Source organism: Mycolicibacterium sediminis (assembly GCF_010731735.1).
GTDB classification, from domain to species: domain Bacteria; phylum Actinomycetota; class Actinomycetes; order Mycobacteriales; family Mycobacteriaceae; genus Mycobacterium; species Mycobacterium sediminis.
On record NZ_AP022588.1, the window covers coordinates 3,402,658 to 3,427,227 of the forward strand.

Below are 24,570 nucleotides of genomic sequence, written 5' to 3' on the forward strand. Positions count from 1 at the left end.
GCCGCACGACGTCAGACGTAGGGGTTGGGGACCCGGCCGCCGCTCACCTCGGTCAGTTCCGGCAGCGTCACGAAGGTGACGGCGGGAAGCCGGAACTCGGACCCGTCCTTCAGGCGGGCGAGCGCCCAGGACTTCTTGTCGAAGCGCAGCCCGTCGATCTCGGTCCACGGGGCCGTGCGCGTGCTGAAGAAACCCCGGGCGGTCACGGTCTCGGCGTCGGCGACGGTCCGGTAGCGGAAGATGGCCACGGCCGCGATCAGCGGGATGACGAGGGTGGCCGTGAACCACCTGGGTTCGGCGAGGACCAGCGACATCTGCGCGAGGGTGAGGAACCCGACGGCGACCAGCGCCATCGGCGAGATGCGGATGACGGTCCGCGGGTCGGTGGGTTCGGTCGACCGCGATTTCATCCCTCCATCCTCCCATCGCGACGAATTTGACCTGCCACCCGAGCAGGGACTACCGTCGCGTGCATGCAAGGCATCGGCTTCCTCGTAGTAATTGGTTCGCGCGTTGGTGCGTAACCAGGCTGACTGACAGTCGGGAACTACGAGCACCGACGCGCACCCTCGTACAGCGAAAGCTGACGGGGGTTTTTTGTTGCCCCGGAACATCAGAAGACATACGGATCAGGACTGAAGAGGACACCGTGAGCGCACCAACCACGCGGCCGCCGGCACCGCACCAGGCGAACGACCCCACAGCGGCCGTCGTCGAGACCGAATCCCGGCCCGGCTCGACGACGTCGACCCCGCTGCCGACAACGCTTGGCCCGGAACGGATGACCGGCGCACAGGCCGTCATCCGCTCACTCGAGGAACTCGACGTCGACGTGATCTTCGGCATCCCCGGCGGTGCCGTGCTGCCCGTCTACGACCCGTTGTTCGACTCGGTCAAGCTGCGCCACGTGCTGGTCCGCCACGAGCAGGGCGCCGGGCACGCGGCGAGCGGGTACGCCCACGCCAACGGCAAGGTCGGCGTGATGATGGCGACGTCCGGTCCGGGTGCGACCAACCTGGTCACGCCGCTGGCCGACGCGCAGATGGACTCGATCCCCGTGGTCGCGATCACCGGACAGGTCGGCCGTGGACTGATCGGCACCGATGCGTTCCAGGAAGCCGACATCTCGGGCATCACGATGCCGATCACCAAGCACAACTTCCTGGTCCGCGACGGCGACGAGATCGCCCGGGTGCTCGCCGAGGCGTTCCACATCGCGAGTTCGGGGCGCCCCGGTGCCGTGCTGGTCGACATCCCCAAGGACATCCTGCAGGGGGAGTGCACGTTCGCCTGGCCGCCGGTGATGGACCTGCCGGGCTACAAGCCGAACACCAAGCCGCACAGCCGCCAGATCCGTGAGGCCGCCAAGCTCATCGCGGCCGCACACAAGCCGGTCCTCTACGTGGGTGGCGGCGTCATCCGCGGCGAGGCGAGCGAGCAGCTGCTCGAATTGGCCGAGCTGACCGGCATTCCCGTCGTCACCACCCTGATGGCGCGGGGCGCGTTCCCCGACAGCCACCGGCAGAACCTCGGCATGCCCGGCATGCACGGCACCGTCGCGGCGGTGGGCGCCCTGCAGAAGAGCGACCTGCTGATCGCGCTCGGCACCCGCTTCGACGATCGGGTGACCGGCCAGCTGTCGTCGTTCGCCCCGGACGCGAAGGTCATCCACGCCGACATCGATCCCGCGGAGATCGGCAAGAACCGCAACGCCGACGTGCCGATCGTGGGTGATGTCAAGAACGTCATCACAGAGCTGCTGGGTGCGCTGCGCAAGGACGGCGTGGACGGCCAGACGCTCGACATGGACGAGTGGTGGACGTACCTGAACGGCGTCCGGGACACCTACCCGCTCAGCTACGACCCGCAGAGCGACGGCAGCCTCAGCCCCGAGTACGTCATCGAGACGCTGAGCCGCATCGCCGGCCCGGAGGCCGTGTACGTCGCGGGCGTCGGCCAGCACCAGATGTGGGCCGCGCAGTTCGTCAAGTACGAGAAGCCGCGCACGTGGCTGAACTCCGGCGGTCTGGGCACCATGGGCTACGCGGTGCCCGCGGCGATGGGCGCCAAGTTCGCCCGCCCGGAGGCCGAGGTGTGGGCCATCGACGGCGACGGCTGCTTCCAGATGACCAATCAGGAACTCGCGACGTGCGCCGTCGAGGGTGCGCCGATCAAGGTCGCGCTCATCAACAACGGCAACCTGGGCATGGTCCGGCAGTGGCAGACGCTGTTCTACAAGGAGCGGTACAGCCAGACCAACCTCTCGACGCACAGCCACCGCATCCCGGACTTCGTGAAGCTCGCGGAGGCACTGGGCTGCGTCGGATTGCGGTGCGAGCGTGCCGAAGACGTCGAGGACGTGATCAATCAGGCGCGGGCGATCAACGACCGCCCCGTGGTGATCGACTTCATCGTCGGCGCCGACGCCCAGGTGTGGCCGATGGTCGCCGCGGGCACCGGCAACGACGAGATCATGGCGGCGCGTGACATCCGGCCGCTCTTCGACAACGTGGATCAGGTGTAGGGCATGACGACGACCATTCACACACTGTCGGTCCTCGTCGAGGACAAGCCGGGCGTGCTGGCCCGCGTCTCGTCGCTGTTCTCGCGGCGCGGGTTCAACATCCAGTCCCTCGCGGTCGGGGCCACCGAGCAGAAGCACCTCTCGCGCATGACGATCGTCGTCGCCGTCGAGGACTTCCCGCTCGAGCAGATCACCAAGCAGCTCAACAAGCTGATCAACGTGATCAAGATCGTCGAGCAGGACGAGGACAACTCGGTGTCGCGGGAACTCGCGCTGATCAAGGTGCGCGCCGACGCGGCCACCCGCGGACAGATCATCGAGACGGTGAACCTGTTCCGCGCCAAGGTGGTCGACGTGTCCGCCGAGTCCCTGGTGGTCGAGGCCACCGGCACCCCGGGCAAGTTGCAGGCACTGCTGAACCTGCTCGAGCCGTACGGCATTCGTGAGATCGCCCAGTCCGGCATGGTGACACTCGCCCGCGGTCCGCGCGGCATGGTCACCGCCAAGTAACTCTCCAGACCCAGACAAGAGAAGAGGAAATGACAAGTGGCAGTTGAGATGTACTACGACGACGACGCGGACCTGTCGATCATTCAGGGCCGCAAGGTCGGCGTCATCGGCTACGGCAGCCAGGGGCACGCGCACTCGCTGAGCCTGCGCGACTCCGGCGTGGACGTGAAGGTCGGCCTGCGCGAGGGCAGCAAGAGCCGCGAGAAGGTGACCGAGCAGGGCCTCGGCGTCGACACGCCCGAAGAGGTCGCCAAGTGGGCCGACGTCATCATGCTGCTCGCTCCCGACACGGCTCAGGCCGAGATCTTCACCAAGGAGATCGAGCCGCATCTCGAGGACGGCAACGCGCTGTTCTTCGGCCACGGCCTCAACATCCACTTCGACCTGATCAAGCCGGCCGCCAACGTGACCGTCGGCATGGTCGCCCCGAAGGGTCCCGGCCACCTGGTGCGCCGGCAGTTCGTCGACGGCAAGGGCGTTCCCGCCCTCATCGCCATCGACCAGGATCCCAAGGGTGAGGGCGAGGCGCTCGCGCTGTCCTACGCCAAGGGCATCGGCGGCACCCGTGCGGGCGTCATCAAGACGACGTTCAAGGAAGAGACCGAGACCGACCTCTTCGGCGAGCAGGCCGTGTTGTGCGGCGGCACCGAGGAGCTGGTGAAGGCCGGCTTCGAGATCATGGTCGAGGCGGGCTACGCCCCCGAGATGGCCTACTTCGAGGTGCTGCACGAACTGAAGCTGATCGTCGATCTCATGTACGAGGGCGGCATCGCTCGGATGAACTACTCCGTCTCCGACACCGCGGAGTTCGGCGGCTACATCTCCGGTCCGCGCGTCATCGACGCCGGCACCAAGGACCGGATGCGCGCCATCCTCAAGGACATTCAGGACGGCACCTTCGTCAAGCGGCTCGTCGCCAACGTCGAGGGCGGCAACAAGGAACTCGAGGACCTGCGCAAGCAGAACGCCGAGCACCCGATCGAGGTCACCGGCAAGAAGCTGCGCGACCTGATGAGCTGGGTCGACCGGCCGATCACCGAGACGGCCTAGTCACGCGATCGACGTCGGCGCACTCGGGAGTCAACACGCTCCCGAGTGCGCCGAACTCGTCGCCGAGATGCATGAGGTCGAGGCCATGGGGTATGTAGGAGGGGTGTCGATGACCGCTACCCGCGACGAATTGGTTGTTCTACTCGATGATTCGGGCCGCTCCATCGGCACCACGGACAAGTCGACCGTGCACCACGTGGACACCCCGCTGCACCTCGGCTTCTCCTGCTATCTCTTCGACGCTCGTGGCCGCGTGCTGCTGACCCGACGCGCGCTGGGCAAGCGCACCTGGCCGGGGGTGTGGACCAACTCCTTCTGCGGACATCCCGCGCCCGGAGAGGATCCCGCCGACGCCGTACGCCGGCGCGCCGTCGAGGAACTCGGCGTGGCCACGAGCGATCCGGTGTGCGTGCTGCCCGACTTCCGGTATCGCGCGGTCGCCGCGGACGGGACGGTGGAGAACGAGATCTGCCCCGTGTTCTGGGCCCGCGTCGAGGGGCCGGTGCGTCCGGTCGCCGACGAGATCATGGATCACCGCTGGGTCGACTGGGACGAGTTGACCGCAGCCGCCCGCCTCGGGTGGGCCATCAGTCCGTGGGCGGTGGAGCAGGTTCCGCTGCTGGCCGCCGCCGGCCTGCCGAGCCTGGTCGGCTAGGTCCCGGACGTCTTGCTGCGCAACGCGTACAGGCGTTCGGCGTAGACCAGATCGTCCTTCCACAGCCGCGCGGCAGTGTGACGCATGAGCGGCGTGATCAGCGGGGTGGCGCGCAGCGCGTACGCGAAGCCGGGCCGGTCGGAGTGCGCGACGACCGCTTCGATGACCGCGGTGCGCGGTCGGCCGTCCGGTCCGGGGCCCAGGGGGGTGGCGTGGGTCTCGACGACACTGCCGACACCCTCGCCCTCCACGATCCGCATGGTGATCGTCCGCGGTTCGGGGCTGGTGAACTCGGCGATCACGGGCACGCCCAGCCTGCCGAGACGGAACGTCACGGCGACAAGGAACCGGTCGAGCTCCTCCGGCACGTCGTCGTCGTCGACCGGCGGGCTGCTGAGGACGTCGAGGCGGGTGAACGAGTAGGGGTGGAACCACGATCCGTGCCACGGGTCCATCCGGTTGGCGATCACGTCGGACGGTTCACAGACGCCCACCAGATCCGCAACCGCCGAGATGTGCGGCAGGTCGGGGCGTTCCGGCAGGATCGGCGCGTCGGTGGGCTCCTCGCCGCCGACGCGGTCCAGTCGCACCCAGACCAGGACGCCGTCGTCGTGGGCCGGGTACGGGCGCCAGCCGTGCTCGCGTCCGCCGGACAGTCGCAACCCGTGCCAGGGGCAGACGAGCGCACCGCAGTCGATGGTGCCCGTCGAGAGGTCCGCGCCGAGGTGCGGACACGCGGCCGGGCCGACGTGCAGCGCCGAGCCCTCGCCGCGCCACGCCACCAGTTCGACCCCGGCGACCGTGCCGCTGAGGGGCTTTCGCGTCACTTGCGCGCTGCCTGCGAGGACGTACCAGTTGCCGCTGGGCCGTGCCTGCGATCGCCGCAGGGCCGACCGGATCAGTGCGGGGGACGCCTCGCCGTATGTCGGCCGCTGCCCGGCCCAGGGGAGCTTCGGCAGTACCTCGAACGGCGAAGCCTTCGCTGCGCGGGCCTTGATCTCCTGGAATGCACTCATGCCGAGGACCTTCCGTCACGCGGGCCGTTCACGACGGTGCCTCACCGAGGAAGGTGTGCACGACGTTCTTCTGCCAGCCGGGCATCGTCTCGCTCCGGACGCTGGTGAATCCGCTGTCACGCAGCCGCTGCTCGAATCGCGTCGCTCCGTCGAACTCGTTGACGCTGCGGCGGAGATAGCGGTACAGCCCGCCGTCGCCGGTGCGAAGACGACCGAACGGGATGATGATGGCGGTGCTGACGAGGTTCCACGTCACGGCGGCGACCTTCGAGTCGCGTACCGAGTACTCGTGGATGGCGAGCGTGGCGCCGGGCTGGAGGAGCCGCAGGAACTCGCGCAACTGTGCGTCCCTGTCGGCGACGTTGCGGATGAGGTACGCGGCGAAGATGCCGTCGAACCGACCGTCCACCCCGGCCTCGGCCAGGTTCTCGATGTAGCTGTGCACGAAGCGCACCGATGACGGCCACGACTTGGCGCGGGCTTCGACGAGCATGCCCTCCGAGCCGTCCACTCCGATGATCTCTGCCTCGGGCGCGGCGGCGAGCAGGGCCGCCGTCGACAGTCCGGTGCCGCAGCCGGCGTCCAGCAGGCGCAGGCCGCGCCCGCGGTCGGGGATGTTCATCCTGTCGGCGGACAGCCGGAGGTGCTCGTTGTAGCCGGGATTGGCACCCACCAGTCCGTCGTACGCGCGGGCGCCGGCGTCGAACGAGGCCGGGACGTCGTTGGTCGCTCTACTCACGTGGCATCTCTCCGTTCAGTACGGGTCCGCCGACACCCCCGGGAGGGAAGCGCCGCGATGACCATCGTCGTCCAGTATCCGGTCCCGCGGAACACCTCAGGCCCGCCCGCCTCGTGCCCGCGCCCACCACGCCTTCGTAAGGCCCGTGGCGGCCACGCCGAGGCGCCGCGGGTTCGACACGGTGGCCCGCTGCGTGAAGACCTCGAACTCGATCTCCTCGATGCGGTCCAGGATCTTCGAGTAGAGGTCGAGCGCGGCCGCGACGCACGGCCGGGACCGCGGGGCGAGCGTGTCGATGCCGCGACCGGCGAACGCGTAGATGCGCCGGGTGGCGGCGTGCTGCTCGGCCAATGCGTTGCGCACCCGGACGTCGGTTCGGCGATTCTCACGGCACCAGCTCAGCAGCTCGCGGTCCACGCCGTGCGCGGCGAGTTCGTCGGCGGGCAGGTACACGCGGCCCCGGCCGAGGTCCTCGTCGACGTCGCGCAGGAAGTTGGTGAGCTGGAACGCCGTCCCCAGTGCGGCGGCGTACTTCCCGGCCTCCTCGCGGGGCACGACGGTGCCCAGCACCGGCAGCAGCTGCAGACCGATCACCTCGGCCGAGCCGTACATGTAGCGGTCCAGCTGGGCACGGTCCGGGTAGTCGAACACCGTGAGGTCCATGCGCATCGAGCCGAGGAAGTCGTCGAAGTACTCCCAGGGGATGTCGTAGCGCCGTGCGGTGTGCACGACGGCCGTGAGCACCGGATCGTCGCTCTGTCCGTCGCCCTGACCGAGGTGGTTGAACAGCTTGGTGGCGAGCGACTGCAGGTGGTCGCCCCGCTCGGCGAGGGTGAGCGGGGACTCGACGTCGTCGAGGATGTCGTCGGCCTGCCGTGCGAAGCCGTACAGCGCGTGCACCGCGGGGCGCTGCTCCGGCGCCAGCAGACGGGTCGCCAGGAAGAACGTCCGCCCGTAGAGGGCGTTGATCTGCCGGCACTGCCGGTAGGCCTCGCGCAACTCCGGATCCCGCACCCCCGCGGCGTCCAGTTCCGACGAGATCATCCCCGGACCGCCTCGATGGCGGCGCGCCGGACCGGTTGCCCGGTGATGCGGTCCGCCGCAAGGCGTCCCGACATGATCGCGGTGGGCACGCCGACGCCGGGAACGGTGGACGACCCCGCGAGCACCACGTTGTCGACGCCGCGCACGGTGTTGGCGGGACGGAACGGCCCGGTCTGGCCGAAGTTGTGCGCGAGCGCGAAGGGCGTTCCGTCGATCATGCCCTGGCGGGCCCAGTCCGAGGGATCCACGACGTGCAGGATCTCGGCGTCCTCGCCGACACCGGGGAGGCGATCGCGCATCGTGTCGAGCATGCCCTCGACGTACTCCGAACCCGTTGCCGCCCAGTCGATCTTGCCCAGGGAGGTGTTCGGTGCCGGCGCCAGCACGTAGAGCAGGTCGCGACCCTCGGGCGCCAGGGTGGGATCGCTCGCGGTCGGCCGGGTGACCAGCAGCGAGGGGTCACCCATCACACGACCCTCGTCGATGATGTCGCGGAAGGTCTGGTCCCACGCGTCGCCGAACAGGATGTTGTGGTGTCCGGCCGTCTGGTCGTCGACCGCCTTGCAGCCCACGTGCGCGATCACCGCCGACGGTGCCGGTCGCAACTTCACGACGCGGCGCGGGGTGTGGCCCAGCATCCGGTAGGTCTGGGGCAGCTCCGTCGTCAGCACGAACGCGTCGCCGGTCACCCGCTCGCCGCCGTCGGTGACCGCCGCGCGGACGCGGCCACCGGACACGTCGAGCGAGTCGATCGTCGTGTCGTAACGGAATTCGACTCCGGCATCCGATGCGGCCGCGGCCATCGCGTCGGGCAGCGCGCGTACGCCGCCACGCGGGAAGTACACGCCCGCCACGGTGTCCATGTAGGCGATGACGGCGTACACGGCCAGCGCGCGCTGCGGCGGCACGCCCGCGTAGAGCGCCTGGAACGTGAAGACGCGCTTGAGGCGTTCGTCGGAGACGAACTTGCCGACCATGGTCTCCCAGCGCCGGAAGCCGCCCATCGCGGTGAGTCGCGCGAGCTGCGGTGTCAGCAGGGACAGGGGGGAGTCGAAGTTGGACCCGATGAAGCCGTCGAACTCTACCTCGTACAGCTTGGTGAGCCACTTGCGCATCTCGAGGTAGCCGTCGGCCTGACGCCGGTCGGCGAACCTCTCGATCTCCGTGGCCATCGCGTCGGCGTCACTGCGGACGACGAGGTGGCTGCCGTCGGCGAAGCGCGCGTGGTAGCCGGGGTCGACCTGGTCGAGTTCGAGCCGCTGCGCCATCGTCTCCCCGACGGCGGCGAACGCGTCGTCGATGATGTCGGGCATGGTGATGACGGTCGGTCCGGTGTCGATCTTGTAGCCGTTCACGTCGGCGCGGCCCACGCGGCCCCCGGGATGTGATCCGCGTTCGAGCACGGTGACCCGCCGGCCGCGGCCCGCGAGCTGCATCGCGGCGGACAGTCCCGACAGGCCTGCGCCCACCACGACGACGTGGTCGGTGGCGCCGGTGACGGTACGCATCAGGCGGCCCGATCCGTGCAGACGGCCACCATGTTGAGCAGGGCGGTCCGGGCGGCGTCGGGGATCTGGTCGGTGTCGATCCGGTCCAGTGCGCGGGTGATTCTCTCGTCGATCAACTGCTCGATCCATTCCGCCGCGCCGGTGGCGGCGATCAGGGTGCGCCAGCGTTCGACGTCACCATCGTGGAGTTCGTCGGCATCCATCAGCGCCGACATCTCGGCGCGGGTGGTGGTGTCGGCGAGCTGGTGTGCGGCGACGACCACGCTGGTCGCCTTCCGCTCCGACAGGTCCGAACCCGCCGGCTTTCCGGTGACGTCGGGGCTGCCGAAGACACCGAGTAGGTCGTCGCGCATCTGGAAGGCCTCGCCGAGGGCGTCGCCATATGCGCCGAGGCGGGTCATCACCCGCGGACTGCAGTCGGCCATCGCCCCGCCGACCTCGAGTGGCCGGCGCACGGTGTAGTTGCCGGACTTCCGGCGCGCGACTTCGAGCACGTGTTCGAGCGTAGGCAGTTCCGCGGCATCGTTGACCAGATCGGCGAACTGCCCGATGGCCAGTTCGGCACGCATGTGGTCGTAGCGGGGCCAGGCCCGCCGCAGGGCGTCGTCGCCCACGCCGCTCTCGCGCAGCATCTGCTCCGCCCAGACCAGGCAGAGGTCGCCCAGGAGCACCGCCGCCGAGTCGCCGAAGCGTTCCGGTGAGCCCGACAGTCCGCGGCCGCGGTGCCAGTCGGCGAATTGGACGTGCGCCGACGGTCGGCCTCGGCGCAGCGGCGACGCGTCCATCACGTCGTCCTGCAGGAGGGCGAACACGTGCAGCAGCTCGAGGCTGCCGGCCGCGGACAGTGCGGCCTCGTCGTCGTCGGCGCGGCACAGCCACCCGATGTACATGAAGGTCGAGCGCACGCACTTGCCGCTGTCCAGGAACCCGGCGAGCACGTCGCGCGTGACGTCGACGGTGGTGTCGACGAGGCCGGGAGCGCAGCGGGTCGCGAAGAATTCACCCACGTTGTCGAGGACGGCGTCGCGGAATGCGAGACGCCAGGTCTCGAAGTCGCTCTCCGTGACGAGGCCGAGCGTCGCGACGGGTGCGGTGGTCAGGGTGCGCGCTAGCGCGGTCCGGCTCGCCACGCTCATCGGTCTGCCGTTGCACGAATGGGCACGTCGCGGAACATACCCATCATTCGGTACGACAAGCGCCGAGGATGGGTGTGACGAACCGCACGGTGACACCCTCCGGCGACGCTGCTCTCTGCGGCGACGTCAGTTCCGCCCGTCCCCGTCGGTCCCCGGCGCGAGCGAGGGCATCCTCCTGACCCCGAACTCGCGTCGCAACACCGTGCGGGCGGCGTAGTAGCCGGCCATGCCGTGCACGCCACCGCCCGGTGGCGTCGCCGACGAGCAGAGGTAGGCACCGCGGATCGGCGTGCTCCACGGGTCGATCCGCGGCGTCGGGCCGGTCAGCGCGCTGACCATGTTGTTGCCGCCGACTCCGATGTCGCCTCCGACGAGGTTGGCGTCGTGGTCGGCGAGCCGGGCGGCGGGGATGCTGCGGACGCCGACCACCAGATCTCGGAATCCGGGCGCGAAGCGTTCGAAGATCCCGGTGACCGCCTCGGCGGCATCGAGGGTGGAGCCCGCGGGCACGTGAGCGTAGGTCCACAGCGGGCGGCGACCGGCGTCGTCGATCCGGGCGGGATCCGCCAGATGTGGCAGGGCGGCGAGCACCATCGGCCACTCGGCGTGCCTGCCGTGCGCGATCTCGGCCTCCGCGTGCGACATCTGCGCGCGCGTCCCGCCGAGGTGCAGCGTGGGCGCCGACGCCAGTCTGGGGTCGGTCCACGGGATCTCGCCGGACAGCACGAAGTCGACCTTCGCCACGCCCGGCCCGAACCGGTAGCGCTGCAACGCCTTCGAGTATCTCGGGGGAAGCGCGTCGCCGTAGATGCCGAGCAGGGCGGTGGGAGCCGTGTCGTAGAGGACCACGCCACCCGGTGGACGCGTCACCTCCTCGCCGATGACGAGTTCCCCACCGTGGGCGCGGAGATCGGCGATCAACGCATCCGGGATGGCCTGCGAGCCACCGACGGGGATCGGCCAGCCGACTGCGTGCGCGAGGGTCGACAGCATCAGGCCCGCACCCGATGACACCAGCGACGGCATCTGCGAGATCGTATGTGCCGCAACGCCACTGAATAGCGCTCGCGCATCCTCGCCGATCAGGGTGCGCCACAGCGGCGTGCCCTGGGCCAGCAGCCGGGGAGCGACCCGCAGCGCCGCGGGGATGGACGGGGGGATCGACCGCTTGTCCCCGAGCAGCAGACCCACCACGCCGTCGCAGTCCGCCGCCAGCGGGCCGAGCAGCCGCCGCCAGGAGGCGCCGTCGTCCAACTCGGCGCACGTCCGCTCGATGTCGCGGTAACCGATGGCCGCCGGCCGCCCGGGTAGGGGATTGCCGTAGGAGATCTCCGGCACCTCGAGGCGCACACCCCGGGCCCGCAGGTCGAATTCGGCGAAGAACGGCGAGGCCAGCGCCAGCGGATGCACCGCCGAGCAGATGTCGTGGCTGACGCCGGTGAACTCGGGATCGGGCAGTGTGCGGGCTCCACCGCCCGCGGTGGGCTGCGCCTCCACGACCCGTACCGACAATCCGGCGCGGGCGAGGACGACCGCGGCGCTGAGCCCGTTCGGTCCGCTGCCCACGACGGTGACGTCGACGTCCACGTGCACTCCTCCGTAGGGCGGCTTGGGACCTCCATTACAGCCCACTAGGCTGACCGCGTGAGTCTCCCCGTGGTGTTGATCGCCGACAAACTGGCCGAGTCCACCGTCGCCGCACTCGGCGACCAGGTAGAAGTCCGCTGGGTGGACGGCCCGGACCGGCCCAAGCTGCTCGCTGCCGTCCCCGAGGCCGACGCGCTGCTGGTGCGCTCGGCGACCACCGTGGACGCCGAGGTCCTCGCGGCCGCGCCGAAGCTGAAGATCGTCGCCCGCGCCGGTGTCGGTCTGGACAACGTGGACGTCGACGCGGCGACCGCGCGCGGCGTCCTGGTCGTCAACGCACCCACGTCCAACATCCACAGTGCCGCCGAACACGCGCTGGCGCTGCTGCTGTCGGCGGCGCGCCAGATCCCGGCCGCGGACGCCACGTTGCGCGCCCACACCTGGAAGCGCTCGTCCTTCTCGGGGACCGAGATCTTCGGCAAGACGGTCGGCGTCGTGGGCCTGGGCCGCATCGGCCAGCTCGTGGCCCAGCGGCTCGCCGCGTTCGGCGCCCACATCACCGCCTACGACCCGTACGTGTCGCAGGCGCGCGCCGCCCAACTCGGCATCGAACTGCTCACCCTCGACGAGCTGCTGGGCCGGGCCGACTTCATCTCGGTGCACCTGCCCAAGACCAAGGAGACGGCGGGGCTGATCGGCACCGACGCGCTCGCCAAGACCAAGCCGGGCGTGATCATCGTCAACGCCGCGCGCGGTGGCCTCATCGACGAGCAGGCCCTGGCCGACGCGATCACCAGCGGACACGTGCGCGGAGCCGGTCTCGACGTCTTCTCCACCGAACCCTGCACCGACAGCCCGCTGTTCGAGCTGCCGCAGGTCGTGGTGACCCCGCACCTCGGCGCGTCGACGGCCGAGGCGCAGGACCGGGCCGGCACCGACGTCGCGGCCAGCGTGCGTCTGGCGCTCGCGGGCGAGTTCGTGCCCGACGCGGTGAACGTCGGCGGCGGCGTGGTCGGTGAGGAGGTCGCGCCGTGGCTCGACCTGGTCCGCAAGCTCGGACTGCTGGTGGGCGCCCTGTCCGCCGAACTGCCCACCAACCTGTGCATCCAGGTCCGGGGCGAACTGGCCTCCGAGCAGGTCGAGGTGCTGCGCCTCTCCGCGCTGCGCGGCCTGTTCTCCGCCGTGATCGAGGATCAGGTCACCTTCGTGAACGCGCCCGCACTGGCCGCCGAGCGCGGCGTCGAGGCCACGATCGACACCGAGCCCGAGAGCCCCAACCACCGCAGCGTCGTCGACGTGCGTGCGGTCGCCGCCGACGGGACGACCGTCAACGTCGCGGGCACCCTGTCGGGACCGCAGCTCGTCGAGAAGATCGTCCAGGTCAACGGACGCAACCTCGACCTGCGGGCCGAAGGCGACAACCTGATCGTCAACTACGACGACAAGCCCGGTGCGCTCGGCAAGATCGGCACCCTGCTCGGCAGCGCCGGCGTGAACATCCTCGCCGCGCAGCTCAGCCAGGACGCCGACGGCGACGGAGCGACGATCATGCTGAGGCTGGACCGCGAGGTCCCCGCCGAGGTCCAGGAGGCGATCCGCAGCGACGTCGACGCGTCCACCCTGGAACTGGTGGATCTGTCGTGACGACGAAGCTGGCCGTGATCGCCGGCGACGGCATCGGTCCCGAGGTCATCGCCGAGGCGCTCAAGGTTCTCGACGTCGTCCTGCCCGGCGTCGAACGCACCGAGTACGACCTGGGCGCCCGTCGCTATCACGCGACGGGGGAGACGCTGCCCGACGGCATGGTCGAGGAACTCAAGGGCCACGACGCCATCCTGCTGGGTGCGATCGGCGACCCGTCCGTGCCCAGCGGTGTCCTGGAGCGTGGTCTGCTGCTCACGCTGCGCTTCGCCCTCGACCACCACGTGAACCTGCGTCCGTCCCGTCTTCTGCCCGGGGTCGAGAGCCCGCTGTCGGGAAACCCGTCGATCGACTTCGTCGTGGTGCGCGAGGGGACCGAGGGGCCCTACACCGGAACCGGTGGCGCGATCCGCGTGAACACGCCGCACGAGGTGGCCACCGAGGTCAGCCTCAACACGGCCTTCGGCGTGGAACGGGTCGTCCGTGACGCGTTCGCTCGGGCGGACAAACGTCGCAAGCACCTCACCCTCGTCCACAAGACCAACGTGCTGAGCTTCGCCGGCAGGCTGTGGTCGCGCATCGTCGAGGAGGTGGGGCGCGAGTACCCGGAGGTCGAGGTGGCCTACCAGCACGTCGACGCCGCGATGATCCACCTGGTGACCGACCCCGGACGGTTCGACGTGATCGTCACCGACAACTTGTTCGGCGACATCGTCACCGACCTCGCTGCGGCGGTGTCCGGCGGCATCGGACTCGCGGCCAGCGGCAACATCGACGCCACGCGGACCAACCCGTCGATGTTCGAGCCCGTCCACGGCAGTGCGCCCGACATCGCGGGCCAGGGCATCGCGGACCCGACCGCGGCCATCATGTCGGTGGCGCTGCTGCTCGAGCACCTCGGGGAGGACGCTGCGGCGGCCCGCGTCGATCGCGCCGTCGGCGAGCACCTCGCGACCCGCGGTGACCAGAAGCTGTCGACCTCGGCGGTGGGCGACCGGATCGTCGGCCTGCTCGGGAGCTGATCAGACCCGCTCGTGCACCGACTCGACGGTGTAGACGTGCGGGTCGAAGCCCTCCGCCACCTCCGCGGCGGCGCGCATGTGTATCTGCGCGGTCGGGTCGGACTGCATCGCGACGAACGCCTCCACGCTCCGCCACTGCGCGTAGTTGACCACCCGGGTGCCGTCGGTGCTGACGTGGATGTTGGCCGAGATGAAGCCGGGGACGAATTGCATGACCTTCTCGGTGGCGTCGACGAGCAGCGCGGCCAGCTCGTGGGCGCGGTCCGGTCGGACGGTGAAGACGTTGATCAGCGTGGCGTGCTCGGCGTGGGGCGTGATGGTGGTCATCTGTTCTCCTTTGTCAGGTTCCTTACTGTCGCACCGTAGCGCGATGTAAGGTTCCTGTCATGTCGAAGGATGGCGTCGAGTCCGGTGCGGGGTACCTGATCAAGCGCGTTCAACAGTCGCTGCGACGACACTGCGATGCCGCACTTCGGCCCACCGGCCTCACGATGGCGCAGTACACGGCGTTGCGGGCGCTGGCCGACCATCCCGACGCGTCGGCATCGGAACTGTCGCGACTGTGCTTCGTCACGCGCCAGTCGCTGCAGGACGTGCTCGCGGGGCTGCGCGCGGAGGGTCTGGTGCGCAACGCCGAACGTACGTCCGGGCGGGCCACGGCGCTGGCTCTGACGGATGGCGGGCGGTCGCGTCTCGCGGCGAGTCACGACGCGGTGCTACGCATCGAGGAGTCGATGGTCGACGGACTGGTCGATGGCGACCGCCGCCGGTTGGAAGATCTGCTGACCCGGTGTGCGAACAATCTCGAGGCAGGGCCCGTGTGAGCCGCCTTCGTGACGCCGTGACGCTGGAACACCAGTGCTGGTCGTTCGCCGTGGGTTCGACGTTCTTCGCCGTCGCGACGGTGCCCGGCCTGCCTACGTCAGCGACCCTGGCCAACGTGCTGTGCTTCGTCGGATCGTGGTTCTTCACCTGCGCCGCGTGGATCCAGCTGGTTCGGTCGTCCCCCGAGGGCACCGTCGAATGGTATTCGGCGGCAACGCAGTTCGGTGGGACGGTGCTGTTCAACGTGAGTACTGGAGCGGCCGTCTGGGCCCGTGCCGTGCTTCCCGAGCGAGGCCTGGTCTGGGCACCGGACGCGACGGGGTCCGCGGCGTTCCTGCTGAGCGGCGTCCTCGCCGTGGTCGTGGTGAACGCCGGCGTCGGGCGCTGGGCGCCGGGATGCGTCGAGTGGCAGTCGGGGTGGATCAACCTGGCCGGCTGTGTCGCCTTCGCGGTCAGTGCGGTGTCGGCGTTCGTCACGGCGGCCGGGGCTGCGGTCGACCCGGCCGTGGCCGCGGCGGGAACGTTCGTCGGTGCGCTGTGCTTTCTGGTGGCGGCGTTACTGCTGCTGCCCGCCGCGCGACGACTGTGACGACCAACACTGGTGAACGACTGTTTACAAGAACTCCGATCTCCGTTACCGTGGCTGGCGTCGACATGGCCGGAGCGGGACTACCAAGTGGGCCAGTTTTCGGTGGTGACCGTCGCCGCGGATGCCCGATTGGGGGCATGCAGTCTCGCGAGATGCCCTCTCCGGCCATGTCGATACCCCTTTTAGGCGGTCCCTCACGGCGCCGCACGGGGTCTCCTCGGTTTCGTGTGCTTAGCTGACGACATGGAACCCGGACGTCTCACACCCGTCGAGGAGACGTCGCTTCTCACGGTGTACGCGCGTGCACTGGACTTCGATCGACCACATCCGATCCTTGGTGACGAGGTCGCTCGGCGGGTCGTCGACCAGGTCGACTACGACTTCGCCGGGCTGGGCGTGCTGGGCAGCACGGAACGATTCGTCGCCCTGCGGGCCAAGATGCTCGACGACCGCATCGGCGCCTTCGTCGCCCGCCATCCCGACGCCGTGATCGTCGACCTGGGCGCCGGCCTGAGCAGCGCCGCGTCCCGAGTGGGTCCGCCGTCCACGGTGGACTGGTACAGCGTCGACCTCCCACGTGTCATCGCGCTGCGCAACGCGGTGCTCCAGGAACGGGCGTCCTCGCACTGCATCGCGGCGTCGCTGGCCGACGGCCGCTGGGTCGAGGCCATCCCATCCGGCAGGCCGACGTTCGTCGTGGCCGACGGACTCTTCGCCTTCCTGACCGAGTCGTCGTTCAGAGCCGTGGTCGACGGGATCGCCGAGCACTTCCACTCCGGCGTCCTCGCCTTCTACGACTACGGCAGGGTGTCGCGCCTGAGCCGTCTGCCGGGCAGGCTGCCCAGCAAGAAGCGCATGGCCCGCCTGCTCGCGGATGCCTGGGCATTCGACGGCTTCACCGACCCCCGCCATCTCGAGGGCTGGAACCCCCGACTCCGGCTCATCGAGGACGCCAGTGCCCTGCACGAACCCGAGATTGCCGCGTTTCCGTCGACGTGGCGAATGGCGGCAAGGATGTCGCGACGAATGCCAGCGATCGCCCGCAAGGCGCGCGTCCTGATGTACGCGTTCGGCGACGCAGATCTGTGAACTGGCTGAGCGATCACCGGGCGACGAGCGTCGTCCGACCCGTAGAGGGTAGGTTGTCCATGAGTAAACTGCGCTGACAACGGCTTTGTTTCGAAGAATCAACGAGAGGAACGGATGACGACGGCGACTGTGGAGGGGGTCCGGCTACCACCTGCACCGCCGATTCCGAAGATCATCCAGGGCATTGGCTTCCTCATAGCAAACTCAGGCATGTTTGCTGCCATGTCGCGCCGCTACGGCGAAGCATTCACCATCGAGATGCCGTTTCTCGGTCGGGCAGTGGTGATCAGCAACCCGGCGTTGGTCAAGGAACTCTTCTCGACGAGCCCCGGCATCGCGCAGCGGCCGGCGTCCGGCACGGGTTCGCTGGGCGAGGCCTTCGGCCCGGGGTCCACGTTCAGCCTGGCGGGCGACGAGCTGGTGGCCCGCCGCAAACTCCTGGTGCCGCCGTTCAACGGCAAGCGCATGCGGAGTTACGAGGACATCTTCGAGGCCGAGGTGATGCGCGAGATCGCCACCTGGCCCGAGGGCGAGGAGTTCGCCACCCTCGAGCCGATGCTGCGCCTCACGCTCGGGTCCATCCTGCGAGCCGTGTTCGGCGCGGAGGGACCCATCCTCGAGGAACTGCGCGAACTGCTGCCGCCGCTCGTGGTCCTCGCCGCGCAGGTGGTCGTCGCGCCGCAGGTGATGCGACGGAACCTCGGCCGGTGGAGTCCCGGTGGCCGCTTCCTCGCGCAGCGCCGGCGCTTCGACGAACTCGTCGCCGAGCTGATCGCGGATGCGCGGGCCGACCCGAACCTCGAGAATCGCAGCGACGTACTCGCGCTGCTGCTGCAGACACGCTATGACGACGGTGACGTGCTCTCCGACGAGTACATCGCCGACGAACTGCTGACGCTCGTCGCCTCCGGTCACGAGACCACCGCGTCGTCGTTGGCCTGGGCCATCGAAAGGCTCTGTCGCCATCCCGATCTGCTCGATCGACTGACCGAGGAGGTCGATCAGGGCGGTTCGGAACTGCGCGCGGCGACCATCCGCGAGGTCCAGCGCGTCCGGCCGGTGCTGGACGGCTCCATGAGGCGCGTCCAACAGCGGATGCAGCTGGGCGAGTGGGTCATCCCCGAGGGCACCACGGTCGTCTTCAGCATCCGACTCGCGCACGACTCCGACGACAACTTCGACGACGCCACGTCGTTCAACCCGGACCGGTTCCTGACCGGGTCGGCGTCACCTGCGGGCTGGATCCCGTTCGGGGGCGGCATCAACCGGTGCATCGGCGCAGCGTTCGCCCACATGGAAATGGACGTCGTCCTGCGCATCCTCCTGCGCGAGTTCCGTTTCAGCCCCACCACCGCTCCCGACGAGCGGCGCCACTGGCGTGGTGTCGCCACCGCTCCGGGGCGCGGTGGGCGCGCCAAGGTCTTCCGTCGTTCTCTTCAATCACCCGAGGCAGGTTCACCGCTCATGACCACCACCACCAACACCCCGCGCATCAAGCCGCTGGGCACGACGTCGCTGTTCAAGAAGGCGATGAGCAAGTACTGGTACCCGTTCCTGAGCCGCAGGTGGGACGCCGAGGACGTGCTGCTCATCAACTACGGCTACGAAGAGGACCCCCCGATGGGGCTGCCCCTCGAACCCACTGACGAGCCGCACCGCTACAGCGTCCAGCTCTACCACCAGACGGCCACCCAGGTGGACCTCACCGGCAAGAAGGTGCTCGAGGTCAGCTGCGGGCACGGAGGCGGCTCCTCCTACGTCATGCGGACCTTGAAGCCGGCGGCGTACACCGCACTCGACATCAACCCCGACGGCATCGCGTTCTGCCGCACGCGCCACCAGCTCCCCAACCTGGACTTCGTCCACGGTGACGCGCAGGACCTGCCGTTCGAGGACGCGAGCTACGACGCGATCCTGAACGTCGAGGCGTCGCACGGTTACCCGGACTTCCCGCGCTTCCTCAAGGAGGTCGAGCGCGTCCTCCGCCCGGGCGGTCACTTCCTGTACACCGACTTCCGCGGCAAGGACGAGTTCGCGGAGTGGGAGCGGGCGCTGGCCGAGTCCCCGCTGCGGGTGGAGTCCAAGAGGATCATCAACCCGCAGGTGCTGCGCGGACTCGACGGCAACTCCGATCGCTACCTGAAACTGGTCAACGGCAAGCTGCCCTTCGTCTTCCGGCCGTTCGGGCGTCTGTTCGCCGGGGTCCCGGGCTCGCTGATGTACCGGGAACTGGAGCGCGGCGGCCTCTCCTACCGGATCTACCACTTCGTCAAGGACTGACCGGTGGCCACGGCCACGACGGAACCGGTGCGGCTTCCGCCCACCGTTCCCGTGCCGAAGCTGGTGCAGGGACTCGCGCTGGTGGGCGCCCAGTGCGAGGTCATCGCCGCCGCCGGGCGGCGGTACGGCAACGCCTACACCTTCAACCTGCCGATCTGGGGCCCCACGGTGGTGATCAGCGATCCCGTCACCGTCAAGGACCTGTTCAGCACGGGCGCCGATCTGGCGGAGCGTCCCACCGACCTCGGTGAGGTGTTCGGCCCCGGTTCGACGTTCAGCCTGACCGGCGAGGCACAGCTGAAGCGCCGAAAGCTGGTGCTCCCGCCGTTCCACGGCAAGCGGGTGGTCAACTACGAGCGCATCATCGAAGAGGAGACGATGCGCGAGATCGCCTCCTGGCAGGACGGCGAGGAGTTCGCCCTCCTCGAACCGATGAACCGCATCACGCTCAACACGATCCTGCGCGCCGTGTTCGGCGCCGACGGACCCGAACTCGAGACGCTGCGCCGACTCGTGCCGCAGGCCATCACCATCGGATCTGCGCTGCACTTCCTCCCGAAGATCGCGCGTCGCGACTTCGGCAGGTGGAGTCCCGGTCCCAAGTTGGCTCGGATCCGTCGCGAGATCGACGAGGTCATCCACTCGCTCATCGCTACCGCGCGAGCCGACGCGGACGCGGGCAGCCGCACCGACGTGCTGGCCAAACTGCTCGACGCGCGCCACGACGACGGTTCGCCCATCGCCGACCAGGACATCGCCGACGAACTGCTGACCCTGCTCTCGGCGGGCCACGAGACCACGGGCTCGGAGTTGGCATGGGCCGTCGAGCGGCTGCGCCGACACCCTCGGTACCTCGACAGGCTCGTCGAGGAAGTCGATGCCGGGGGATCGGAACTGCGGCAGGCCACGATTCAGGAGGTGATGCGCACGCGGCCGGCACTGGACGCGACGATGCGCATCACCAAGCAGCGAATCCGGCTCGGGGAGTGGGTCATTCCCGAGAACACCCGCATCATCGTCAGCATCCAGCTGGCGAGCGCGCAAGAAGCCAGCTTCGTCGACGCCGGCGCCTTCAACCCCGATAGGTTCGTCGGCAACGCACCCAAGCCGTACGCGTGGATCCCCTTCGGCGGTGGTTCACACCGTTGCGTGGGCGCTGCACTGGCGACCGCGGAGATGGACGTCGTGCTGCGGGTGCTGCTGCGCGAGTTCACGTTCGAACCCACCGACGCTCGACCCGAGCGTCGGCTCAACCGCGGCGTGGCGATCGTTCCCGGTCGCGGCGGACGCGCGGTGGTGCATCGCCGAGCGCCTCTCGGACGTCGCGCGCTGCACGTCGTCGGCGCCGCATCGCGCCCCGAATCCACCGACACCCCCACCCCGAATTCCCTGGAGGACCGTTGACCACTCAAGCGAGCCGGCCGAACATCGCACACCGCATCGGCGGTTCGTCGGTGTTCAAGAAGTTCATGAACGGATACTGGTATCCGCTCCTGACGCGCAAGCTGCACGGCGACGACGTCGTCTTCCTCAACTACGGGTACGAGGAAGACCCGGCGATGGGCATCCCGCTCGACGCCGACGACGAGGACAACCGGTACTGGATCCAGATGTACCACGCCACCGCCACCCAGGTGGACCTCGCGGGCGAACGCGTGCTCGAGGTCAGCTGCGGCCACGGGGGAGGCGCCTCGTACCTGATGCGCACCCAGCGTCCCGCCTCCTACACGGGCCTCGACTTCAACGCCGAGGGCATCGAGTTCTGTGAACGCCGCCACCAGATGCCCGGCCTCGACTTCGTGCACGGCGACGCCGAGGACCTCCCGATGGCGGACGGCTCGATCGATGCGGTCGTCAACATCGAAGCCTCGCACGCCTACGGTCAGCTGCCCCGCTTCCTGACCGAGGTGGCCCGGGTGCTGCGCCCGGGTGGACACTTCCTGTACACCGACTTCCGTGGCCGTGACGAGGTCCCGGGGTGGGAGGCCACGCTGGCCGACGCGCCGTTGCGGCAGCTGGCGTGCCGTGAGATCAACGGTGACGTGGTGCGCGGCATGGAGCGCAACGCCGACCGGTCACTGGAGCTGATCCGACGGGTGCTCCCGAGCTTCCTGCGTCCGTTCGGCAAGCAGTTCGCCGGCGTGCCGGGCTCGGGTGTCTACCACGATCTGGAGACCGGCAAGATCTCCTACCGGATCTACCTGTTCACCAAGGACTGAGCGACGGAGGATGTCAGGGACGTAGGCCGCGCATGGTGACCTCGTCCCACATCCTGTCGCTCAACAGCCGCCGGGCGAGCACGGTGGCGTGCCCCGACGCGCCGACGACGTAGCGGGCCTTGGGATTCCGGGCGTCGATCGCCCTCATCACCGCCCGCGCGACCGTGTCGGCGCTGATCGTGACGGCTCGGTTCTCTGCGAGTGCGTGCGTGGTCTCCGCGTAGCGACGCTTGAAGTCGCGGTACGGATCGTCGGATCCGTCCGCGGGCCGTGCCCCGAGTTGCGCGGCGGAGAACCCGGTCCGCACACCCGTCGGTTCGAGCAGGACCACCCGCACCCCGAACGGCTTGACCTCGGCCGCCAACGCGAGCGACAACGCCTCGACGCCGTACTTCGTCATGTGATACACCCCGGCGCCGGGCGAGGTGAAGCGCCCGCCGGTGCTGCCGACGTTGACGATCCTGCCTCCGCCACGCGCCCGCATCGACGGGAGGACCGCCTGGCACAGGTGCAGCACCGCGAAGACGTTGGCCTCGAAGACGTCTCGGACGTCGGCGAGTGCAGCCTGCTCCAGCGGACTGGCCAGGCCGAACCCGGCCGAGTTGACGAGCACCTCCACGCCGCCGTGATCGGCGTCGATGGACTCCACGAGGCGGTCGACCGCGTCCTCGTCGGTGACGTCGAGCGAACGCGCGTCCAGGCCCCGCGCGGCGAGTCGTTCGAGTGCGTCGGGATTGCGGCCGGTGGCGATCACCCGGTACCCCCGCGCGTGCAGCCGGTGGGCGGTCGCCTCGCCGATGCCGCTCGTCGCACCGGTCACGAGGGCGATGCGCGTCGTCACAGGTGTCGTCCCGTCAGCCAGGAGTCGATGCGTTCGGCGGCGGCGAGCCATCCCGGTTCGAGCATCACGTCGTGCCCCAGCCCGGGCAGGAACTCGGCCTGGGTGCCGTAGGCGCGCGCCGTGGCCAGCACCTCGCCGCGCGACGTGGCGCCGTCGTGTTCTGCGCCCAGCACCAGCAGTGGGGTGCCGATCCGCGCGGGATCGGGCCGGGCCGCGGCGAAGCACTCGAAACCCGCACGCGTACTGGCCTCTTGGAGGCGGGATGCGTAGCGGTCGACCACGTCGGCCGGCGTGTCCGGTGAGAAGAACCGTTCCCTGGCGAGTTTCGGGGTGCTGACGTAGGGGAGTGATCTACCGGTCAGCGACAGCTTCGCGAAGTGCCACGGATGGCGGCGCAGCCAACGCACGGCCGAGCCACCGGAGCCCCGGGGCGGTATCGACCCCAGCAGGACGCCTGCCGGAGCGTCGTGCGACTCCAGGTACTTCTGGACGACGAGACCGCCCAGTGAGTGACCGATGATGACGGGGGGAGTCGGCATGCCATCGGCGACCTCGGCGACGTCGGAGACGAAGTCGTCGATCGAGCAGGCGCGCAGCGGTTTCGGCGACGTACTGGCACCGTGGCCACGCAGGCTCGGCGCGACGGCGCGGTATCCGGCGTCGGCGAAGAAGTCCAGGAAGTGCTCGTCCCAGCACCACGCCGCGTGCCACGCCCCGTGCACGAACAGCAGCGGGACCGGATGGCTGTCGGTGACGCTTCCCTTGTCGATGACCTCGAGCACGAGACGACCCGGCCGTCAGGCCAATTCGTAATCGCTCAGCGGGAACCGCTCCTGCTCCTTCATGGCGCGGCGGGCCGACGTCGGCCGGAACAGGGGGGCGTCGCCACTGTGGTTGAACCAGTAGGAACGCGACCCCGTGCACTGGCCGAGACGGAACACCGAGTCCTCGAGCAGTTCGTCCATCTGTTCCAGGAAGCGGGTGTTCGCCGCTTCGGTGACTTCGAAGACCGTCGCGTCGCGCCGCTGCAGTTCGCCGATCAGTCGTTCGATGTGGCGCATCTGGTACTCGACGGTGTTGAACCACGACAGGCCCACCCAGGCGTACGGGCTGGCCGAGGTGAGGAAGTTGGGGAAGCCCGGTACCGAGAGGCCCTCGTAGGCCTGGAACCGGTTGTCGCGCCACCACTTGCCGAGATTGCGGCCGTCACGGCCGATGACCTCGATCGCGGGGAGGTTGGACTCCCACACGTCGAACCCGGTGGCGAGGACCAGCGTGTCGACGAGGCGCTTGCGGCCGTCACGGGTGACGATGCCGTCGGGCTCCACCCGGTCGATGCCCTCGGTCTCGAGGTGCACGTGCCGCCGGCTGAACGCGCGGTAGTAGGTGTTTGACACCGTCGGCCGCTTGCAGCCGTAGTCGTAGTCGGGCGTCAGCTTGCGGCGCAACTCGCGGTCGCGGATCCAGATGAACTGGTTGAACTTGGACGAGTTCATCGCCGACCAGTTCACGATCTTGAAGTACCGGTACTTCCACATCGCGACCAGCATCATGACGTCCATGCCGTTGTCGGTGAACCACCGCAGGATGCGTTGCGAGCGTGGCCGCTTCGCGAAGAGGCGCTGGACCACGGACGGGAAGCCGAAGTCGAACTTGGGCAGCACCCAGGTGGGGGTGCGCTGATAGACAGTCAGCTCGTCGGCCACCTTGGCCAGCTCGGGGATCAGCTGCACGCCAGTGGATCCGGTCCCCACGATGGCGGCCCGACGTCCCTCGACGGAGTCCCCGTCCTGCCACTGTGCGGCATGCAGTACGCGGCCCTCGAACGAGTCGATCCCCGGAATGTCCGGCATGCGGGGCTGACAGAGGAAACCCGTTGCCGCGACGAGGAACTGCGCGCTCAACGTCTCGCCACCGGCGATGTTCACCCGCCACAGCCGGGCATCCTCATCCCACTGCGCACCCTCGACGGTCGTGTTGAAGCGCATCGAGCGACGCAGGTCGTACTTGTCCGCGACGTGCGTGGCGTAGCGCTTCAACTCGTGACCGGGCGGGAACAGCCGCGACCAGTACGGGTTCGGCTCGAACCGGTAGGAGTACGTGGTCGAGGGAACGTCGACGGTGAGACCTGGGTATCGATTGACGTGCCAGGTCCCACCGACGTCGTCCTCGCGGTCCAGGATGGCCACGTTCTCGAGGCCGAGCTGCTTCAGCTGGATGGCGACACCCATCCCGCCGAAGCCCGCCCCGATGATGATGGCGTCGAACTGTTCCACGCTCACGCGTCGTGTGACC

23 protein-coding genes are annotated in these 24,570 nt (G+C 69.0%); 12 read left to right on the plus strand and 11 right to left on the minus strand.

Annotation, left to right across the window (positions count from 1 at the left end; translation table 11 throughout):
* Nucleotides 1–11 precede the first annotated feature (11 nt).
* Complete coding sequence (locus G6N64_RS16295) at nucleotides 12–410, minus strand: PH domain-containing protein (RefSeq protein WP_197748274.1); 399 nt, start codon at nucleotides 408–410, stop codon at nucleotides 12–14.
* 239 nt (nucleotides 411–649) lie between these two features.
* Between G6N64_RS16295 and G6N64_RS16300 the strand changes: the two genes are divergently transcribed.
* From G6N64_RS16300 to idi, 4 genes are all read left to right on the plus strand, one after another.
* Nucleotides 650–2,524: an acetolactate synthase large subunit gene (locus G6N64_RS16300; RefSeq protein ID WP_163797986.1), complete on the plus strand. Its 1,875-nt coding sequence runs from the start codon at nucleotides 650–652 to the stop codon at nucleotides 2,522–2,524.
* Between the two features lie 3 nt (nucleotides 2,525–2,527).
* Nucleotides 2,528–3,034, plus strand: a complete 507-nt coding sequence (gene ilvN / locus G6N64_RS16305) for an acetolactate synthase small subunit (protein ID WP_163797987.1) — start codon at nucleotides 2,528–2,530, stop codon at nucleotides 3,032–3,034.
* Between the two features lie 48 nt (nucleotides 3,035–3,082).
* The gene (gene ilvC, locus G6N64_RS16310) at nucleotides 3,083–4,084 is read left to right on the plus strand and encodes a ketol-acid reductoisomerase (protein WP_174266964.1); all 1,002 of its coding nucleotides are present in this window, start codon (nucleotides 3,083–3,085) and stop codon (nucleotides 4,082–4,084) included.
* A 109-nt stretch (nucleotides 4,085–4,193) separates the two neighbouring features.
* A complete protein-coding gene (gene idi, locus G6N64_RS16315; protein WP_163797989.1) occupies nucleotides 4,194–4,739 on the plus strand; it encodes an isopentenyl-diphosphate Delta-isomerase in 546 nt (181 codons plus the stop codon).
* On the opposite strand, the gene G6N64_RS16320 is transcribed toward idi, so the two are convergent.
* From G6N64_RS16320 to G6N64_RS16345, 6 genes are all read right to left on the minus strand, one after another.
* On the minus strand, nucleotides 4,736–5,755 hold the full coding sequence (locus G6N64_RS16320) for a DUF5914 domain-containing protein (protein WP_163797990.1): 1,020 nt from the start codon (nucleotides 5,753–5,755) through the stop codon (nucleotides 4,736–4,738). The two genes, idi and G6N64_RS16320, sit on opposite strands and share 4 nt — an antisense overlap.
* Nucleotides 5,756–5,783: 28 nt before the next feature.
* Nucleotides 5,784–6,494: a class I SAM-dependent methyltransferase gene (locus G6N64_RS16325; protein WP_163797991.1), complete on the minus strand. Its 711-nt coding sequence runs from the start codon at nucleotides 6,492–6,494 to the stop codon at nucleotides 5,784–5,786.
* Nucleotides 6,495–6,590: 96 nt separating this feature from the next.
* Nucleotides 6,591–7,538 (minus strand): phytoene/squalene synthase family protein, encoded by a 948-nt coding sequence (locus G6N64_RS16330; RefSeq protein WP_163797992.1) that lies wholly within the window; start codon nucleotides 7,536–7,538, stop codon nucleotides 6,591–6,593.
* A complete protein-coding gene (crtI, locus tag G6N64_RS16335; protein ID WP_163797993.1) occupies nucleotides 7,535–9,046 on the minus strand; it encodes a phytoene desaturase family protein in 1,512 nt (503 codons plus the stop codon). Before crtI ends, G6N64_RS16330 begins: the two co-directional genes overlap by 4 nt.
* Complete coding sequence (locus G6N64_RS16340; protein ID WP_163797994.1) at nucleotides 9,046–10,182, minus strand: polyprenyl synthetase family protein; 1,137 nt, start codon at nucleotides 10,180–10,182, stop codon at nucleotides 9,046–9,048. Before G6N64_RS16340 ends, crtI begins: the two co-directional genes overlap by 1 nt.
* Before the next feature lie 126 nt (nucleotides 10,183–10,308).
* Entirely contained in the window at nucleotides 10,309–11,769 is a 1,461-nt protein-coding gene (locus tag G6N64_RS16345) for a phytoene desaturase family protein (protein ID WP_174266826.1), read from the minus strand.
* A gap of 57 nt (nucleotides 11,770–11,826) precedes the next feature.
* Between G6N64_RS16345 and serA the strand changes: the two genes are divergently transcribed.
* Nucleotides 11,827–13,413, plus strand: a complete 1,587-nt coding sequence (serA, locus tag G6N64_RS16350) for a phosphoglycerate dehydrogenase (RefSeq protein ID WP_163797996.1) — start codon at nucleotides 11,827–11,829, stop codon at nucleotides 13,411–13,413.
* Nucleotides 13,410–14,432, plus strand: a complete 1,023-nt coding sequence (locus G6N64_RS16355; RefSeq protein WP_163797997.1) for a 3-isopropylmalate dehydrogenase — start codon at nucleotides 13,410–13,412, stop codon at nucleotides 14,430–14,432. The genes serA and G6N64_RS16355 overlap by 4 nt, the downstream gene beginning before the upstream one ends.
* On the opposite strand, the gene G6N64_RS16360 is transcribed toward G6N64_RS16355, so the two are convergent.
* Nucleotides 14,433–14,759: an antibiotic biosynthesis monooxygenase family protein gene (locus G6N64_RS16360; RefSeq protein WP_163797998.1), complete on the minus strand. Its 327-nt coding sequence runs from the start codon at nucleotides 14,757–14,759 to the stop codon at nucleotides 14,433–14,435.
* A 59-nt stretch (nucleotides 14,760–14,818) separates the two neighbouring features.
* Here G6N64_RS16360 and G6N64_RS16365 point away from each other — a divergent pair, with 59 nt between their 5' ends.
* The 6 genes from G6N64_RS16365 to G6N64_RS16390 all read left to right on the plus strand — a co-directional run bounded on the left by G6N64_RS16365 (nucleotide 14,819) and on the right by G6N64_RS16390 (nucleotide 21,434).
* Nucleotides 14,819–15,256 carry a MarR family winged helix-turn-helix transcriptional regulator gene (locus tag G6N64_RS16365; RefSeq protein WP_163797999.1) on the plus strand — a complete coding sequence of 146 codons (438 nt, stop codon included), beginning with the start codon at nucleotides 14,819–14,821 and terminating at the stop codon, nucleotides 15,254–15,256.
* Nucleotides 15,257–15,273: 17 nt separating this feature from the next.
* Nucleotides 15,274–15,846: a hypothetical protein gene (locus tag G6N64_RS16370; protein WP_163798000.1), complete on the plus strand. Its 573-nt coding sequence runs from the start codon at nucleotides 15,274–15,276 to the stop codon at nucleotides 15,844–15,846.
* A gap of 243 nt (nucleotides 15,847–16,089) precedes the next feature.
* Nucleotides 16,090–16,935 carry a class I SAM-dependent methyltransferase gene (locus tag G6N64_RS16375; RefSeq protein WP_163798001.1) on the plus strand — a complete coding sequence of 282 codons (846 nt, stop codon included), beginning with the start codon at nucleotides 16,090–16,092 and terminating at the stop codon, nucleotides 16,933–16,935.
* A gap of 114 nt (nucleotides 16,936–17,049) precedes the next feature.
* Nucleotides 17,050–19,215, plus strand: a complete 2,166-nt coding sequence (locus G6N64_RS30640) for a phthiotriol/phenolphthiotriol dimycocerosates methyltransferase (RefSeq protein ID WP_163798002.1) — start codon at nucleotides 17,050–17,052, stop codon at nucleotides 19,213–19,215.
* 3 nt (nucleotides 19,216–19,218) lie between these two features.
* Nucleotides 19,219–20,619: a cytochrome P450 gene (locus G6N64_RS16385; protein ID WP_163798003.1), complete on the plus strand. Its 1,401-nt coding sequence runs from the start codon at nucleotides 19,219–19,221 to the stop codon at nucleotides 20,617–20,619.
* Nucleotides 20,616–21,434, plus strand: a complete 819-nt coding sequence (locus tag G6N64_RS16390) for a phthiotriol/phenolphthiotriol dimycocerosates methyltransferase (RefSeq protein WP_343044032.1) — start codon at nucleotides 20,616–20,618, stop codon at nucleotides 21,432–21,434. Before G6N64_RS16385 ends, G6N64_RS16390 begins: the two co-directional genes overlap by 4 nt.
* Nucleotides 21,435–21,447: 13 nt before the next feature.
* Here the strand turns inward: G6N64_RS16390 and G6N64_RS16395 are convergent, their stop codons facing one another.
* The 3 genes from G6N64_RS16395 to G6N64_RS16405 are packed head-to-tail and all read right to left on the minus strand — an operon-like array spanning nucleotide 21,448 to nucleotide 24,557.
* Nucleotides 21,448–22,275: an SDR family oxidoreductase gene (locus G6N64_RS16395; RefSeq protein ID WP_246230677.1), complete on the minus strand. Its 828-nt coding sequence runs from the start codon at nucleotides 22,273–22,275 to the stop codon at nucleotides 21,448–21,450.
* The gene (locus tag G6N64_RS16400; RefSeq protein ID WP_163798005.1) at nucleotides 22,272–23,057 is read right to left on the minus strand and encodes an alpha/beta hydrolase; all 786 of its coding nucleotides are present in this window, start codon (nucleotides 23,055–23,057) and stop codon (nucleotides 22,272–22,274) included. Before G6N64_RS16400 ends, G6N64_RS16395 begins: the two co-directional genes overlap by 4 nt.
* Before the next feature lie 15 nt (nucleotides 23,058–23,072).
* The gene (locus tag G6N64_RS16405; RefSeq protein WP_163798006.1) at nucleotides 23,073–24,557 is read right to left on the minus strand and encodes a flavin-containing monooxygenase; all 1,485 of its coding nucleotides are present in this window, start codon (nucleotides 24,555–24,557) and stop codon (nucleotides 23,073–23,075) included.
* Between the last annotated feature and the right edge of the window lie 13 nt (nucleotides 24,558–24,570).